The sequence below is a fragment of the Methyloceanibacter methanicus genome (assembly GCF_001723285.1).
GTDB lineage: Bacteria > Pseudomonadota > Alphaproteobacteria > Rhizobiales > Methyloligellaceae > Methyloceanibacter > Methyloceanibacter methanicus.
Genome location: NZ_LPWG01000013.1, coordinates 369189 through 384508, shown reverse-complemented (window position 1 = coordinate 384508; position 15320 = coordinate 369189). Strand labels below are relative to the sequence as shown.

At 64.7% G+C, this 15320-nt stretch carries 16 protein-coding genes and 1 pseudogene; 7 read left to right on the top strand and 10 right to left on the bottom strand.

The annotated features are described in order from the left end of the window. Positions 1-327: 327 nt before the first annotated feature. From AUC68_RS13730 to AUC68_RS13700, 7 genes are all read right to left on the bottom strand, one after another. Positions 328-603 carry an SEL1-like repeat protein gene (locus tag AUC68_RS13730; protein ID WP_069438159.1) on the bottom strand — a complete coding sequence of 92 codons (276 nt, stop codon included), beginning with the start codon at positions 601-603 and terminating at the stop codon, positions 328-330. A 297-nt stretch (positions 604-900) separates the two neighbouring features. After that, positions 901-1875, bottom strand: coding sequence for a quinone oxidoreductase family protein (locus AUC68_RS13725; RefSeq protein ID WP_069438158.1), 975 nt, complete (start codon positions 1873-1875; stop codon positions 901-903). 256 nt (positions 1876-2131) lie between these two features. Continuing rightward, positions 2132-3604 carry an Asp-tRNA(Asn)/Glu-tRNA(Gln) amidotransferase subunit GatB gene (gatB, locus tag AUC68_RS13720; protein ID WP_069438157.1) on the bottom strand — a complete coding sequence of 491 codons (1473 nt, stop codon included), beginning with the start codon at positions 3602-3604 and terminating at the stop codon, positions 2132-2134. Between the two features lie 21 nt (positions 3605-3625). Continuing rightward, positions 3626-3934, bottom strand: a complete 309-nt coding sequence (locus AUC68_RS13715) for a chorismate mutase (RefSeq protein ID WP_069438156.1) — start codon at positions 3932-3934, stop codon at positions 3626-3628. Between the two features lie 42 nt (positions 3935-3976). Next, entirely contained in the window at positions 3977-5461 is a 1485-nt protein-coding gene (gatA, locus tag AUC68_RS13710; protein ID WP_069438155.1) for an Asp-tRNA(Asn)/Glu-tRNA(Gln) amidotransferase subunit GatA, read from the bottom strand. 6 nt (positions 5462-5467) lie between these two features. Further along, positions 5468-5755 (bottom strand): Asp-tRNA(Asn)/Glu-tRNA(Gln) amidotransferase subunit GatC, encoded by a 288-nt coding sequence (gatC, locus tag AUC68_RS13705; RefSeq protein WP_069438154.1) that lies wholly within the window; start codon positions 5753-5755, stop codon positions 5468-5470. A 162-nt stretch (positions 5756-5917) separates the two neighbouring features. After that, a complete protein-coding gene (locus tag AUC68_RS13700) occupies positions 5918-6619 on the bottom strand; it encodes a metal-dependent hydrolase (RefSeq protein WP_069438153.1) in 702 nt (233 codons plus the stop codon). A 29-nt stretch (positions 6620-6648) separates the two neighbouring features. On the opposite strand from AUC68_RS13700, the gene ruvX reads away from it, so the two are divergent. After that, positions 6649-7131, top strand: a complete 483-nt coding sequence (gene ruvX / locus AUC68_RS13695; RefSeq protein WP_069438152.1) for a Holliday junction resolvase RuvX — start codon at positions 6649-6651, stop codon at positions 7129-7131. Between the two features lie 9 nt (positions 7132-7140). Here ruvX and AUC68_RS13690 read toward each other — a convergent pair whose 3' ends face one another. Together AUC68_RS13690 and AUC68_RS13685 are read right to left on the bottom strand one after the other, a co-directional pair. After that, positions 7141-7695 carry a disulfide bond formation protein B gene (locus AUC68_RS13690; protein ID WP_069438151.1) on the bottom strand — a complete coding sequence of 185 codons (555 nt, stop codon included), beginning with the start codon at positions 7693-7695 and terminating at the stop codon, positions 7141-7143. 10 nt (positions 7696-7705) lie between these two features. Beyond that, a complete protein-coding gene (locus AUC68_RS13685; protein ID WP_069438150.1) occupies positions 7706-7897 on the bottom strand; it encodes a DUF5993 family protein in 192 nt (63 codons plus the stop codon). A gap of 323 nt (positions 7898-8220) precedes the next feature. On the opposite strand from AUC68_RS13685, the gene AUC68_RS13680 reads away from it, so the two are divergent. The 6 genes and pseudogenes from AUC68_RS13680 to dprA all read left to right on the top strand — a co-directional run bounded on the left by AUC68_RS13680 (position 8221) and on the right by dprA (position 14829). Next, positions 8221-8844 carry a hypothetical protein gene (locus AUC68_RS13680; protein ID WP_069438149.1) on the top strand — a complete coding sequence of 208 codons (624 nt, stop codon included), beginning with the start codon at positions 8221-8223 and terminating at the stop codon, positions 8842-8844. Between the two features lie 63 nt (positions 8845-8907). Then, positions 8908-10581 (top strand): tetratricopeptide repeat protein, encoded by a 1674-nt coding sequence (locus tag AUC68_RS13675; protein WP_069438148.1) that lies wholly within the window; start codon positions 8908-8910, stop codon positions 10579-10581. A gap of 163 nt (positions 10582-10744) precedes the next feature. Further along, a complete protein-coding gene (locus tag AUC68_RS13670; RefSeq protein WP_083240745.1) occupies positions 10745-11779 on the top strand; it encodes an aspartate carbamoyltransferase catalytic subunit in 1035 nt (344 codons plus the stop codon). Further along, on the top strand, positions 11704-13032 hold the full coding sequence (locus AUC68_RS13665) for a dihydroorotase (RefSeq protein ID WP_069438147.1): 1329 nt from the start codon (positions 11704-11706) through the stop codon (positions 13030-13032). The genes AUC68_RS13670 and AUC68_RS13665 overlap by 76 nt, the downstream gene beginning before the upstream one ends. A 36-nt stretch (positions 13033-13068) precedes the next feature. Continuing rightward, positions 13069-13704, top strand: a complete 636-nt coding sequence (plsY, locus tag AUC68_RS13660) for a glycerol-3-phosphate 1-O-acyltransferase PlsY (RefSeq protein WP_069438146.1) — start codon at positions 13069-13071, stop codon at positions 13702-13704. Further along, positions 13634-14829 (top strand): annotated as a pseudogene (dprA, locus tag AUC68_RS13655) (DNA-processing protein DprA). Before plsY ends, dprA begins: the two are co-directional and overlap by 71 nt. 46 nt (positions 14830-14875) lie before the next feature. Here dprA and AUC68_RS13650 read toward each other — a convergent pair. Then, the gene (locus AUC68_RS13650) at positions 14876-15103 is read right to left on the bottom strand and encodes a hypothetical protein (RefSeq protein WP_069438145.1); all 228 of its coding nucleotides are present in this window, start codon (positions 15101-15103) and stop codon (positions 14876-14878) included. Positions 15104-15320 lie beyond the last annotated feature (217 nt).

The window sequence follows — 15320 nt, the reverse complement described above, 5'->3', positions numbered from 1 at the left end:
CAAGGCGCCGGTGCCGCCATCGGCCTTGGGGGTGCCGCCGCGCCAACGCCTCAGCCGGCTCCGGCGACCCTGCCGGCCCCCGCGTCTCAGCCTGCGCCCGCTCCGAGGACGGCTCCGCAGCCTCAGGCCGCTCCGGCTCCGCCTCCCGCAACGCAGGCAAGCCCGCCGCAAAAGAACTTCGCACGCCGCAGCTGGGACTGCATGGTGTCGTTGTTCAGGAGTGCGGAGACGAGTAAGGCGGCACGCCGGCTCGCGCTGGCACACCGCCCCGGAGTGCGCCGTGGCGCACCCAACCTCGACGTCGTCCAATCCCGAAGTCGTCCAAGCCTAATGGCTCTGCAGCCACTCGCGTGCTTGACGCTGCGCCTCGGCGATCTGGTCCGAGGTCATCTCCCCGGCCAGTTCGACCCGATAATCCCGCGCCGAAACATTGCCCCGGGCCGCCGAGAGGTTGAACCATTTATGCGCCGTGACGAGATCCACATCCACGTCGAGCCCCGTCGCATACAGCATTCCAAGCTCGAAGAGCGCATCCGCTCCGCCGGCCTGAACCGCAGGCTCAAACTGGCTACCCAAGATCGTTCCAAGTTCCATTCGTGCCATGACGTCCCCCGTTTTTGGCTCGTTAGTAGCGCCGCGTATCTGGCTTTCCCCACGAAAGACATGCGATGCGCGGTGCTGTGTTCAACGAGGACGATCATCGGCCAGGTCTTTGAAGAACGTCTGAATCGATGTGCTTAATGCAAGCTCACCAAAGCTGAATCGCTTGGTAAGTTTGCTTTACGCAGGACGCAATTCGGCGGGGTAAAGATTAAGATCGGCGTTTTGCAAGACTTCTTTGACCATCCGCGCTCACCCCGCGATAACCACGACCAACAAGGGGCAAAAAAATTCGCCGCCCTACGGGATCAGCACGGACGACCCGGTGGTCTGGCGCCCTTCCATGGCGCGGTGCGCCTTGGCCGCATCCTTCAAGGCGAACGTCTGGTTCACCGAGACCTTGACCGCGCCGCTCGCCAACACGGCGAACAAATCGTTGGCCGCCGCGACGAGCTCCTTGCGCGTGGCGATGAAGTCCCAAAGCGAGGGCCGCGTGGCGATGAGCGAGCCCTTCTGGGCCAAGAGATTGATGCGGAACTCCGGCACGGGCCCTGACGACTGGCCGAAACTGACCCACAGGCCCCGGCGCTTCAAACAATCGAGCGAGCCGGGAAACGTTTCCTTGCCCACGGAGTCGTAGACCACATCGACCCCCTCGCCCTTGGTGTACGCTCTCACCTTGGCGACGAAGTCCTCTTCCAGATAGTTGATCACATGGGTGCAGCCATGGGAGCGCGCGATCAGCGCTTTCCCGGCCGAGCTCACCGTGCCGATCACCGTCGCGCCAAGGGATGCCGCCCACTGGCAGGCAATGGTGCCGACCCCGCCGGCCGCGGCATGGAATAGCAATGTCGTTTTGGGACCGACCTTGAAGATTTGACGCAGCAGATATTGCGCGGTCATCCCCTTCAGCATCACGGCGGCGGCGACTTCGTCGCTCACCCCGTCGGGAATGCGCACCACGCGATCCGCATCGATCAGCCGCTCTTGCGCATAGCTCCCCACCTGCCCGGCATAGGCCACCCCGCGCCCCACCTTCAAGGTGCGAACGCCTTCGCCGAGCGCCGTCACGATGCCGGCGCCTTCCGTTCCCGGAATGAAGGGAAGTGCGTCCTGCGGATACAGGCCCGACCGCATATAGGCATCGATGAAGTTGAGGCCGATCGCGGTCTGTTCGATGCGGATCTCGCCCGGCCCCGGATCGCCGATTTCGGCCTCTTCCCATTCGAGGACATCCGGCCCGCCATAGTCGTGCACGCGGATGACGTGGGTCATGCTCGGGCGTCCCGGCCACCACGAGCGAACGCCGATATCCACGGTCCAAGCTCATTGTAGCTGCTCCACGATTCCGGCGTGCGCTGGAACGACGAGGTGCGGGAGCAAGAAGCGCATGGTTCGAGGCGGAGGCCGTCATCCTGAGGTGCGCGCCGTCGGCGCGCCTCGAAGGACGGCCTGCGCACCTCACCATGACGCACAAGTGGAATCCGGCCTGGGCCGGAAGGACGACATGTAGCCATGTCCCTCGATCCCACTACTCCAAACCGAGCTTCGACTTGAGCAGCGCGTTGACCGCCTGCGGGCTCGCCTTGCCGCCGGTCGCCTTCATCACCTGACCGACGAACCAACCCGCCACCGCGGGCTTCTCCTTGGCCTGCGCCACCTTGTCGGGGTTTGCCGCCATGACCTCGTCGACCGCCTTTTCGATGGCGCGGGTGTCGGTCACCTGCTTCATGCCGCGCTTCTCGACGATCTCGGCCGGGTCGCCGCCTTCGGTCCAGACGATGTCGAAGACGTCCTTGGCGATCTTGCCGGAGATGGTGCCGGCCTTGATGAGATCGACGATACCGCCGAGCTGCGCCGACGAGATGGGGCTGTCGTCGATGGCGAGGCCTTCCTTGTTCAGCCGGCCGAACAACTCGTTGATGACCCAGTTCGCCGCCTGCTTGGCATCGCGCCCCTTCGCCACGTCCTCGAAATAGTCCACGCTCTCCCGCTCCGACACCAACACGTCGGCATCGTAGGGCGTGAGCCCGTAATCGGCGATGAAGCGCGCGCGCTTCTCGTCCGGCAGCTCGGGCAGGCTCCCGGCGATCTCGTCGACGAAGTCCTGCGTGAGCTCGAGCGGGAGCAAATCGGGGTCGGGGAAGTAGCGATAGTCATGCGCCTCTTCCTTGGAGCGCATGGAGCGCGTCTCGCCGGTCTTGGCATCGAACAGGCGCGTCTCCTGATCGATCGTGCCACCGTCCTCGATGATCTCGATCTGGCGGCGCGCCTCGTACTCGATGGCCTGTCCGATGAACCGGATCGAGTTGACGTTCTTGATCTCGCAGCGCGTCCCGAACCCGTCACCCGGCCGGCGGACCGACACGTTCACGTCCGCGCGCAAGGAGCCCTCCTCCATATTGCCGTCGCAGGTGCCGAGATAGCGCAGGATCGTGCGCAGCTTGGACACATAGGCTTTCGCCTGTTCCGACGACCGCAGGTCCGGCTTCGACACGATTTCCATCAGCGCCACGCCGGAACGATTGAGATCCACATAGGAGTTCTGCGGGTGCTGATCATGCAGGCTCTTGCCCGCGTCCTGCTCCAAATGCAGCCGCTCGATGCCCACGACGACGCGCTCGCCGCTGAGGAGATCGACGATCACCTCGCCCTCGCCCACGATCGGGTTCTTGTACTGGCTGATCTGATAGCCCTGCGGCAGGTCCGGATAGAAATAGTTCTTCCGGTCGAAGACGGAGGAGAGATTGATCTCCGCCTTGAGCCCGAGCCCTGTCCGCACGGCCTGGGCCACGCAGGCCTCGTTGATGACGGGCAGCATGCCGGGCATCGCCGCGTCGACAAGGCTGACATGCGCATTCGGCTCGCCGCCGAATTCGGTTCGAGCGCCCGAGAACAACTTGGCGTTCGAGGTCACCTGGGCATGCACCTCCATGCCGATCACGACCTCCCAATCGCCGGTCTCGCCCGCGATCAAATTCGACTTTTCCGTCTTGGCGTCCATTTCAGTGACCTTGGAAACCCGCTACGCTTTCGGCTCCTTGCGGAGATTCTCTTCCTCATACTGGATGAACCAGCCAATCATTTGACGCCAAAGCGCCTCGACAAGTTCCGGCGGCAGCGCGTTTTTCTCGGCTCGCGCGCGGACCTTGTCGATCACCTGCTGGATGCGCCACGGCACGGTCGCGTCCGCAGGCGAATTCTTCAACTGCCAGGCCCGGTCCACATAGGCGAAGCGCTCGCAGATCAGATCCACCATCTGCTCGTCGATGCGATCGATCTCGACCCGGACCTCGTCCATGCTGTTGCAACTCTGTGCCGCTCGTGTCGCCATGACTCTATCTCTCCTGCCGGAACGCCCCGGCCAGCGCGCGCATCAGCTCTTGCTCCACCAGTCTTGTGGCTTGGCCATGGGCCCGGCCGCCTCCTCGAGCGCATGGCCGACGCGAAACAGCGTCTCCTCGTCGAAAGGACGTCCAATCACCTGTAGCCCCAAGGGCGTGCCTTCGGACGACAGGCCCGCGGGCACCGAAATGCCCGGAAGCCCGGCCATGTTCACCGTCACCGTGAAGATGTCGTTCAGATACATCTCAAGCGGATCGCCGGACTTCTCGCCCGCCGCGAAAGCAGGCGCGGGCGTTGTCGGCGTCAGGATCGCATCCACGTTCTCGAAAGCTTGATCGAAGTCGCGCTTGATCAGGGTGCGGACCTTCTGCGCCTTCAAATAGTAGGCATCGTAGTACCCGGCGGAGAGCACATAGGTGCCGATCAGGACGCGCCGTTTCACCTCGGCGCCGAACCCGGACTCACGCGTGTTCTCGTACATGGAGAGCACATCCTTGCCCGGCTCGCGCAAGCCATAGCGGACACCGTCGTAACGGGCGAGGTTCGACGACGCCTCCGCGGGCGCAACGATGTAGTAGGAGGGCAAGGCATATTTCGTATGCGGCAGGCTGATGTCCTTGACGGTCGCGCCCGCTTCCGTCAGCCAGGCGATCCCCTGCTGCCAGAGGGCCTCGATTTCGGGCGCCATACCCTCGACGCGGTATTCCTTGGGAATGCCGATCGTCAGCCCTTTCACGCCCTGGCCGACCGCCGCCTCGAAATCGGGGACGGGCAGATCGGCGCTGGTTGCGTCCTTCGGGTCGTGGCTGGCCATGACGCCGAGCAGAATGGCTGCATCTCGCACCGTGCGCGCGATCGGGCCCGCCTGATCCAAAGACGAGGCAAAGGCGACGATGCCCCAGCGGGAACAGCGCCCGTAGGTCGGCTTCACACCGACGGTCCCGGTGAACGCGGCCGGCTGCCGGATCGACCCGCCCGTATCGGTGGCGGTGGCCCCGAGGCACAGGCGCGCGGCGACGGCCGCTGACGATCCGCCTGACGAGCCGCCCGGCACGAGCGGCGCATCGGACCCCGCGCGCCGCCAGGGATTGACCACCTCGCCGTAGAAGCTGGTCTCGTTCGACGAGCCCATCGCGAATTCGTCGTTGTTGAGCTTGCCGAGCATGACCGCGCCCGCGTCCCAAAGATTGGCGGTCACGGTCGACTCGTAGGGCGGCGTGAAGCGATCGAGAATGTGCGAGCACGCGGTGGTGCGCACATCCTTCGTGCAGAACAGGTCCTTGATGCCGAGCGGAATGCCTTCGAGGGTCCCCGCCTCCCCCTTGGCAAGGCGCGCGTCGCTCTGCTTGGCCATGTCGAGCGCGCGCTCCGGCGTCTCGAGCACATAGGCATTGAGCGCGCGATTGGCGCACCTGATCGCCGCCAGGTGCGCTTCCGCCAGCTCGACCGCCGAAAAGGATTTGGCGGCAAGGCCCTCACGGGCATCGGCGATGGTCAGGTCAGTGAGGTCCGTCACGATGGGTTACTCGACGATTTTCGGGACGACGAAATAGTGGTCGTCCTCTTGGGGCGCGTTCTTGACGATGTCGGCGGCACAGAATCCGTCGGTCACCTCGTCCTTGCGCATCTTCATGGTCATGGCCTCCACCCGCGTCATGGGCTCCACGTTGGCCGTGTCGAGCTCGTCCAGCTGCGCCACCCAGTCGAGAATGCCGGAAAGCTCCGATTCCAGCCGCTCGGCTTCCGCATCGGTAATGGCGATGCGGGCGAGACGGGCGATACGAAAGACGGTGGCGCGGTCGACGGACATGGTTCTGAAGCTGGTCTTGATGTGCGGCCCTGGGGCGCGATGATCGGGAGGCCGGTTCAAATCCGGGGCATCCCCTGTAGCACCGCCCCGGCGGAGCGGCAACCGGGCGAAACCTCTGAAACCGTTGAAATCCCGGGCCTCGACGTCAAAGCCCTCGAAAACCTAAGCCTCGAAGGGAACGCCGACTTCGGGCACCGTGACCTCGTGATCCCCCATCGCCGCGACGAACTTGTCCGCCGTCTGGTCGATGATCGGAAAAGTCCCGTAATGGCAGGGAATGACGGTGTCGAAATCGAAGAACCGCTTGCAGGCCAGTGCGGCGGACTTGGCGCCCATCGTATAGCGGTCGCCGATGGGCACGATGCCGATCTGCGGCTCGTGGAGCTCGTTGATGAGCGCCATGTCCGAGAACACGTCCGTATCGCCCATGTGGTAGAGCGTCTTGCCGCCCTTTGCCGCGATCACGATCCCGCACGGATTGCCGAGATAGAGCGGCCGCCCATCCACCATATTGGAGGCCGAATGGAGCGCCTGGACGAAGGTCAGGTCGAAGTCGCCCAGCGCGATCGTCCCGCCCGTATTGCCCGGCTCGTGCTTCTCGACACCCTGGCCGGCCAGGTAGGTTCCCAACTCATGCACCGCGACCAGCGTGGCCCCGGTTTCCTTGCAAACGCGGACCGTGTCGCCGAGATGGTCTTCATGGCCGTGCGTGAGAACCACATGGGTCGCCCCGTCGACGACGTCGATGAACGGGATTTCAGCCTTTTCGAAGGTGGGATTGCCGGTGAGAAACGGATCGATCAGGATGCGGCTTGCGCCGAACTCAACGCGAAAACAAGAATGGCCGAACCACGTAATCTTCATCGTCTCACTCCTCGCCTGACCAAGTGACTATGGCTCCGCCCTTTCCTATCGAAGAGTTGCCGTCGAAGCTACAGCCGGGAGCGCGGCTTCTTGGCTTCGATGTGGGAACGAAGACCATCGGCCTCGCGCTCTCGGACGTGACCCGCGCCATCGCGACGCCCTACGAGACCGTGCGCCGGACGAAATTCACGGCCGACGCGAAGGCCATCGCCGCCATCGCCGCCAAGGAGGGCGTGGGCGGGCTCGTGATCGGGCTCCCGCTCAATCTGGACGGCTCGGAAGGACCCCGGGCCCAATCCACGCGGGCCTTCGCCCGCAACCTCGCGCAGCACGTGGACCTGCCCATGGCCTTTTGGGACGAACGCCTGTCGACGGCCGCGGTCGAGCGCCACCTCATCGAGGCCGATGCCTCGCGGAAGCGCCGGGCCGAGGTGATCGACCGCATGGCCGCCGCCTACATCCTGCAAGGCGCGCTCGACCGGATGAAGGCGCTTGCGCGCGGCCAGGGGTAATGTCTGCCGTCAATCGTTGAGTTCGAAGAGCTCGTAGTCCACCGGCTCGTCGGGGCACAGCCCCGTGCCACAGAGGGCGAGCGTCGAGAAGACATTGGCAAGCGTCAGGACCAGGAACAGAAGCAGCGCGATGAAGGGCAGCCCCTTCAGGCGCCCGGATATCGGCTGCACCTGCGAGAACTGCCGGTCGCCGAGCAGCATCAGCCCGCAGCCCAGCACGATGGCGACCGCGAACAGGAAGGCCCAGGTGTAAAGGTGAAGGCCCCAAACGGGCGGCCCGTAGAAGCCGGTCCCGGGAACGATGTGCTGCAAGATCTGCCGCATGGAAATCGCCGCGCTCGCGATGGCGCCAATGATCGCAACGCCGTAATGGCTCGGCTTCGGACCGAACACGATGTTGAGCGCAATGCCGCACCCGGCCGCGATCAACCCCGCCCGCTGCAGAATGCATAGCGGGCACGGCAACTCGCCAAACCAGACCTGGTCGATGAACGCCATCGTCAGGATCGCGCCGATGGCGATCAGCCCGAGCGCATTCAGCAGCCTCGAAAGCTCTGTGGACACCGCACCCCCCTCAGAGTTGGATGCTCAACACTTCGCTGACATGGACACGAAATAGGATCAGCATTGTGACAAGGCCGACCAGCCAGAAGCCTAAGGACACGCCGCGCTGACGCATCCACGCGGCGCCAATCGCGCACGCAAACAAAACGAAGGGCAAGCTCATCATGGGTCTGCGTTCCTGTTTGTCCTCGCCCGCCGACATACGATTCGTCTCTACCCAAACTATTTGGGATTGTGCCCGTCTTGACAAGTCCGTAGCCGGCGCAGCGCAGCCTGCGTAAGCAGATTGTTCCGCCCAACCGCTCCAACTTGTAGTATGTTTGCTGCGTCCGATGCGAACCGGGGCTTCGATGCCATTTGGTATGCTCTCGCCCGGTCTCACGCCGCCAACGGGTTCATACGGACGACGCCAAAAAAGGCGAACATTGCAGAGATTGTAGACTGCCAAGCTGTGCGCAGCGCGTCCACCACGACGGTGGTTCGATCTTGGAACGCGGTGCGATCCGTTCGAACGGGAGACCTGCCATGCGCTGCGCGATCCGTTTCCTGCCTGCGGCCCTTGCCGCCGTTTCCATCCTCGTCCTCGCGCTCCTCACCGCACCGCGAACGGTCTCCGCCGAACCGGTGGAGATCGACAATGCGGGCCTGGTCACGATGCTCCAGAATTTGGGCTACGAGCCGGTGGAACAGAAATATCCGAACGGCGACCCCTATCAACGCATCAAGGGCAGCGCGCCCGACCTCAATTGGACCGCGGATCTCGCGGTGAACCCCAACTCCAAGCTGGTTTGGCTGGAAATGGATTTTTGGGGCCTCAATGAAAACCAGAAATTCCCCTACGACGTTCTGCTCGAAGCACTGGAGCGCAACTTCAACCTCGGCACGGTGCGGTTCATCTACCTCAAAAGGTTGCGCAAGCTCCGCCTGGCCGGCAGCCTTCCCAACCGCGACGTGACGCCGGTCCAGATCAGGAAACTGATCGACGAGGCCGTGAACGAGGCACGGCAGACACAACATCTTTGGAACCCAAACAAGTGGCGCGTGGACGCGGCACAGGAACAGCCTGCGGAGGAACCCGATCAGGGGACTCCGGCGGAGCCGGAGGCGAAGGCCGCGGCGGGCGAGCCCGAGGAGCCGGCCGTGGAGTAACCGGCGGATCGGCGGCGTTTCGCCACACAGAGACAGCGGGGATGCAGACAGCGGGAGTAACCGATGACGCTCTCGATTGCCAAAGCGATGGCGGTCCTGGCGGCCATGACCATAGCGCCATCGGCCGCGCTCGGCGAGGACGCCCCCTCCCCCGTCGCCGGCGGCGCCCAACTGCCGGAGGCGCTCGCCCTCTGCACCGACACCAGCCGGCCCAGCTACACCGCCTCGCCGGAGGTGCAGAAAGAGCAAGCGGACGCCCGGAAGAAGGCTTGCGTGGCGGTCCTCGACTTCCCGGGCGCGAGCGAAGACGACAAATACGCGGCCCATATCGGCCTCGGCCAGCTTAGAGTCGAATATTTGCGGATAGGCGGCTTCGCGGACTTCCATAGCGCCATGGAGATCAAGCCGGGCGCCGCCGAGCCGCGGTTTTTGGGGGGCCGAGACCTCATGCACAGCAGCGGCACGCTTGAGCAGTCCCTCGAATATCTGGATGCGGCCCTGGAGCGCGACCCGAACATGGCCGAGGCGCAGTTCGCCCGCGCCGAAGCGCTCTATCGCCTCAAGCGCTACAACCAGGCGAAGGCGGCATACGAGGCGGCGATCAAGATCGACCCGGACGCCAAGGCGGCGCCATTTGCGCGCGGCGGCGCGGCCTTCGTACTCAAGCGCTACGACGAGGCCATCGCGGCCTTCGATGCCGCCCTCGCGCGAGATCCCCGCAATGCCCTGGCGCGTCTCTTGCGCGGTTATGCCCATCTCAACGCCAGGCAATACGACGAGGCGATCGCCGATTTCGGCAAGGCGCCCGACGGCATTCAGGGACACGGCCCCCGCGTCGGCCTCTATCTGTGGGACAGGTGGTGCCATTCGGTTCGGACTTGCGCGACTTGGGGTGCCAACAAGGCCAAACAACAGATCACGCTGACGAGGCTCGCGCGGGAAGAAAAAGCGAAGCGCGAGAAAAAGCAGGCGGCGCAGCGGGAGAAGGAGCAGGCGGCGCTGAAGGAACCGGCGGGGCCGTGGCCGCAAGCCAAGATCGACAAGGCGCTCGACGAGGCGGTCGGTGCTCTGGAAGCCAAGAAGTTCGACGTCGCCGTGTCGGTGTTGACGCCGCTGGTGGAGGACAATCCAGACTACGCACTCGGCCGCTCGTTGCGGGCGCGTGCCTATGTCTCGACTGGAGAGCTTGCCAAGGCGGAGGAGGACCTGACCGAGATCCTCCAGATAGCGCCGGCCGATGCAAAACAACGGTTACTGCGCGCATCGCTCTACTTGAAACGCAACAACTATCAAGGCGCCGTAGACGACCTCAGTAAGATCATCGATGCCGGCTCCGACGACTGGACCGTCTGGTTCCGCCGCGGGCTGGCCTACAAGGAACTCAACCAGCCGGGCGATGCCATCGGCGATTTCCATGAGGCCTTCAACGTCCTCAAGGCGAGCAAGCTGGACGGGGCCCGCGCGCGCGACGCCGAATTCAACGTCCGCTACGAGCGTGCCATCGCTTACTCCAAGTTGGGAAAATACGACCAGGCGGTCGAGGATTTCGACGCCGTCATCACGATGAAGCCGGACGCGGCCCAGCTCTACTTCCTGCGCGGCTCCGCGCTCGCCTATGCCGGCCGGATGGACGAGGCGATGAAGGACGCCAACGAGGCCCTTGAACTCGAACCGGATCATGAACTGGCGCAGCGGCTACGCGCCGGTATCGAGAGCGCCCAAAAGAAGAGCAATTGACTGCGTGGTGCAGATTCGAAGTTACTCCGCCGGCACACTCCGTTGATTCGGCGCGCACAAGTGTTCCCCACACAAATGAGATTAACGGCAATCCCTTGTTTCTGCGGGAGGGTCCGCCCCGCGCTTGAAGCTTTTTCGGCCGGGGCCTATACAGTGCACTTCAATGAGCATCGCGGCTGAAGCCCCTACCCCATCCTTTCCGCATCGCCACCTTCTCGGCATCGAAGGTCTGAAGCGGGACGAGATCGTGTCGTTGCTCGACCTCTCGGAGGAAGCAGCGGCACAAAGCCGTAGGGTCGACAAGAAGAGCAGCGACCTGCGCGGCCGTACGCTCATCAATCTCTTCTTCGAAGCCTCGACCCGCACGCAAAGCTCGTTCGAGCTGGCGGGAAAGCGCCTGGGCGCCGACGTGATGAACATGTCGATCCCGACCTCGTCCATCAAGAAGGGCGAGACCCTGATCGACACCGCCGTCACCCTCAACGCCATGCGCCCCGACCTGCTGGTGGTGCGCCATCACGCGGCCGGCGCGGTGGAGCTCCTGTCCCAGAAGGTCGATTGCTCCGTCATCAACGCCGGTGACGGCAGCCACGAGCATCCCACCCAGGCCCTGCTCGATGCCCTGACCATCCGCCGCCACAAGAAGCGCTTCGAAGGTCTCACCGTCGCGATCTGCGGCGACATCATGCATTCGCGCGTCGCGCGCTCGAACATCCTGTCGCTGAACACGCTCGGCGCCCGCGTCCGGGTTGTGGCGCCCTCGACCCTGCTTGGCGAGGGCGTGGACCGGCTCGGTGTGGAAGCCTTCACCTCCATGCATGAGGGTCTGAGAGACGCTGATGTGGTGATGATGCTGCGGCTTCAGCGCGAACGCATGGCCTCCAGCCTGATCCCGAGCCAGCGGGAGTATTTCCACTTCTACGGGCTCGACGCGGACAAGCTGGCGAACGCGCGCGAGGACGCCATCGTGATGCATCCGGGGCCCATGAACCGCGGCGTCGAGATCGATGCCCTGATCGCGGACAGCCCACGCAGCGTGATCCGCGAACAGGTGGAGATGGGCGTCGCTGTGCGCATGGCCGTGCTGCAGGCCTTGGCGCGCCACCTGCCGAACGAGCCGCAATGGACCAGGAACACGAAGCCGAAGCCGCCACGCGCGCCCACCACAAGCCCCTTGCGCTGGTCAATGCGCGGCTGATCGATCCGGCCTCCGGTTTGGACGCCTTTGGCGGGCTCTTGATCGCCAACGGCGCCATTGCCGATCTCGGCATGCACATCACCGAAGGATCGATCGCGGGCGCGGAGTCGCTCGATTGCGGCGGGCGCACCGTTGCGCCCGGCCTCATCGACATGATGGTCTTTTGCGGGGAGCCGGGACACGAACACCGCGAGACGCTGGCGACCGCGAGCCGTGCGGCCGCGGCCGGCGGCGTCACCACCATTTGCTGCATGCCGAACACGGACCCGGTGATCGACGACGTGGCACTGGTGGATTTCGTGCTCCGCCGCGCCCGCGACACCGCCCTCGTCCATGTCCATCCCATGGCGGCCATGACTCGTGACCTGAAGGGCGAGGACATGGCCGAACTCGGCCTGCTGCACGATGCCGGCGCCATCGCCTTCACCAACGGCAAGACGAGCGTCGCCAACGCCAAGCTGATGCGGAACGTCCTGTCCTACGCCAAGGACTACGGTGCGCTGATCGTGCACCACCTCGAAGACGCGAACCTTGCCGAGGACGGCGTCATGAACGAAGGTGAAGTGGCGACGCGGCTGGGCTTGCGCGGAATCCCGACGGAAGCCGAAACCATGATGCTCGACCGGGACATCCGCCTCGTGGAACTGACCGGAGGCCGGTACCATGCGGCACAGATTTCCTGCCGTGCCTCCCTGGAGGTCATCCGGTCCGCAAAGGCGCGAGGCCTGCCCGTGACCTGCGGCGTCAGCATCAATCATCTGACGCTGAACGAGAACGACATTGGCCCCTACCGCACCTTCTTCAAGATGACGCCGCCGCTCCGCTCCGAGGATGACCGGCAAGCGATGGTCGAAGGCGTTGCCGAGGGCGATATCGACGTGATCGTCTCCGCGCACGATCCGCGCGGGGCGGAAGGCAAGCGCCGCCCCTTCGCCGAGGCCAATGACGGGGCGGTCGGGCTCGAGACCATGCTTGGCGCGGGCTTGCGTCTATATCACAACGGCGAAATCACCTTGCACCGGCTCCTGAACGCGCTGTCGGCACGCCCCGCCGAGCTGTTGGGCCTTCCGGGCGGACGGCTGGTCAAGGGCGCGCCCGCCGACCTCGTCCTGATCGACCTGGAGATGCCCTGGACCGTCGCGCGCGAGGATCTCCGCTCCAAGTCCAAGAACACGCCATTCGACGAAGCCCGGTTCGAAGGACGCCCGCTGGTGACATTCGTTGCCGGTCGCCCCGTCTATCATTACGGTTGACCCGAACGGCCGCGACAAGGCTGAGGGGGAGGAAGAATGCTGCCATCTGAGGGCTGGGCCGCCGTCTTGCCGATGATGCTCGGCCTTTGCCTCCTGAGCTTCGTGATCGGCTACCTCCTGGGCGCGATTCCGTTCGGTCTCATTCTGACGAAGCTCGCAGGACTCGGGGACGTCCGGCAGATCGGCTCCGGCAATATCGGCGCGACCAACGTCCTGCGGACCGGGAACAAGGGCCTGGCCGCGCTGACGCTTCTCCTCGATCTCCTCAAAGGCACCGTCGCCGTTCTGATCGGCGGGATGGCGGGTCCCTACGGCGCACTCGCGGCCGGGCTCGGGGCCTTTCTCGGTCATCTCTTTCCGGTCTGGCTCGGCTTTCGCGGCGGCAAGGGCGTCGCCACCTATATCGGCGTCGCGCTCGGCCTCTACTGGCCGGCCGCGGTCGGCTTCTGCCTCGTCTGGCTGCTCGTGGCGGTGCTGACGCGCTATTCCTCGCTGGCCGCGCTCGCCGCGAGCGCGGCCACGGTGCTCGGACTGGCCGTTGCCGGACAAGGACCGGTTGCCATCCTGTTTGGCTTGATGACCGTGCTCCTCTACCTTCGTCATGAGGAGAATATCGGCCGGCTGCGACGGGGTGAGGAATCGCGCATTGGCGGGAGCAAACAAGACGCCTGAGACGGGACGGCGCCTGAGCGACACGCAACGTCTCGCCTGGCTCCGCCTCCTGCGCAGCGAGAATGTCGGTCCGGCGACGTTCCGGGCCCTCGTCAATCAGTTCGGCGGCGCGGAGGCGGCGATCGAGGCCCTGCCCGAGCTGTCGCGGCGCGGCGGACGGGCGCAGGCCATCCGCCTCTGCAGCATGGAGGACGCCGAAGCCGAGCTCGCGCGTGCTAAGCGGATTGGCGCCCATCTTGTCGCCCATGGCGAAGCCGGTTACCCGCCGGCGCTCGCGCAGGTGGATGCGCCCCCGCCCCTGATCTACGCGAAGGGGCGGCTGGAGCTCGCCGACATGCCGATAGTGGCCATTGTCGGCGCGCGCAACGGGTCCGCCGCCGGACAAAAGTTTACGAGACAGATCGCCAACGCGCTCGGCCTCGAGGCTTCGCCATCGCATCGGCTGCTGCGCGCGGCATCGATACGGCGGCCCATGCCGCAAGCCTCGACGCCGGAACCATCGCGGTGGTCGCTGGCGGCATCGACGTGGTCTACCCCCCTGAGAACGCGGAACTCCAAGAGGCGATCGGGGAGCGCGGCCTTCTCGTCAGCGAGCGAATGCCGGGCCATAGACCGAAAGCAAAGGACTTTCCGCGCCGTAACCGCTTGATCTCGGGCATCGCCCTCGGCGTCGTCGTCGTGGAAGCCGCCCAGCGCTCCGGCTCGCTCATCACGGCCCGCTTGGCGGGCGAACAGGGACGCGAGGTGTTCGCCGTGCCGGGAAGCCCGCTCGACCCGCGCGCCACCGGCACCAACAACCTCCTGAAACAGGGCGCGACGCTCGTTACGGCGGCGGCCGACATCGTCGACGTTCTCGCGCCCATCCTCGGCAGGCCCGCGGGTGCAACACGGACGGAGCTCTCATCCAGCGAAGACCAGGAGGTCCCCCGCCCGCTTCCCGATATCGGCCCGAACGAACGCAGCCGGGTCTTGGAGGCCCTGGGACCAAGTCCGATCGATATCGACGAGATCATCCGCTGCACAGGGGTCGAGACGCGCAAGGTCCACATCATCTTGCTGGAGCTCGATCTCGCGGGACGCTTGCAGCGCCATCCGCGCCAACTCGTGTCGCTGGTGGAACCGTGATTTTTCGGGTCGAGCCGTGCGGTCTCGGCTGGAGCCCCGATAGGGGTCAGTCCTGCCCGGCCTTCTGCGCGTTCGCCTCTTCCAGCGCGACCCCGATCAGATACGCCAACAATGCCATATCCTTTCGATGCGCCAGCAGCCGCAGGCTCGTGAGCATGGACGCGATATAGTCGGCCACCTCTTCGCGCGTGGCATCCGGCTCTTTTGCTTCTGCGGAACGCGCTTTGGCGCCGCCGCCTCGTTTCGATCCGCCGCTTTTCGTCACCGCAGCCATGTCCAAATTTCCAAGATATCGGCGGCCGCGGCCCCGCGTCCCACAGAGTCTCTTCCTTCTCTCTCCGGTTGCGGACTAGTATTATATACACTTGTTGCTTGTCAATCGATCTCGGCCCGAATTTGACAGCGGCTGATCGAGACACCATTTTCGCCCTCGAGTCTGGGGGCCGAATCCGAAATTCCCCCTTGGCTGCGCGCCACTCGCGCGGCTAGGA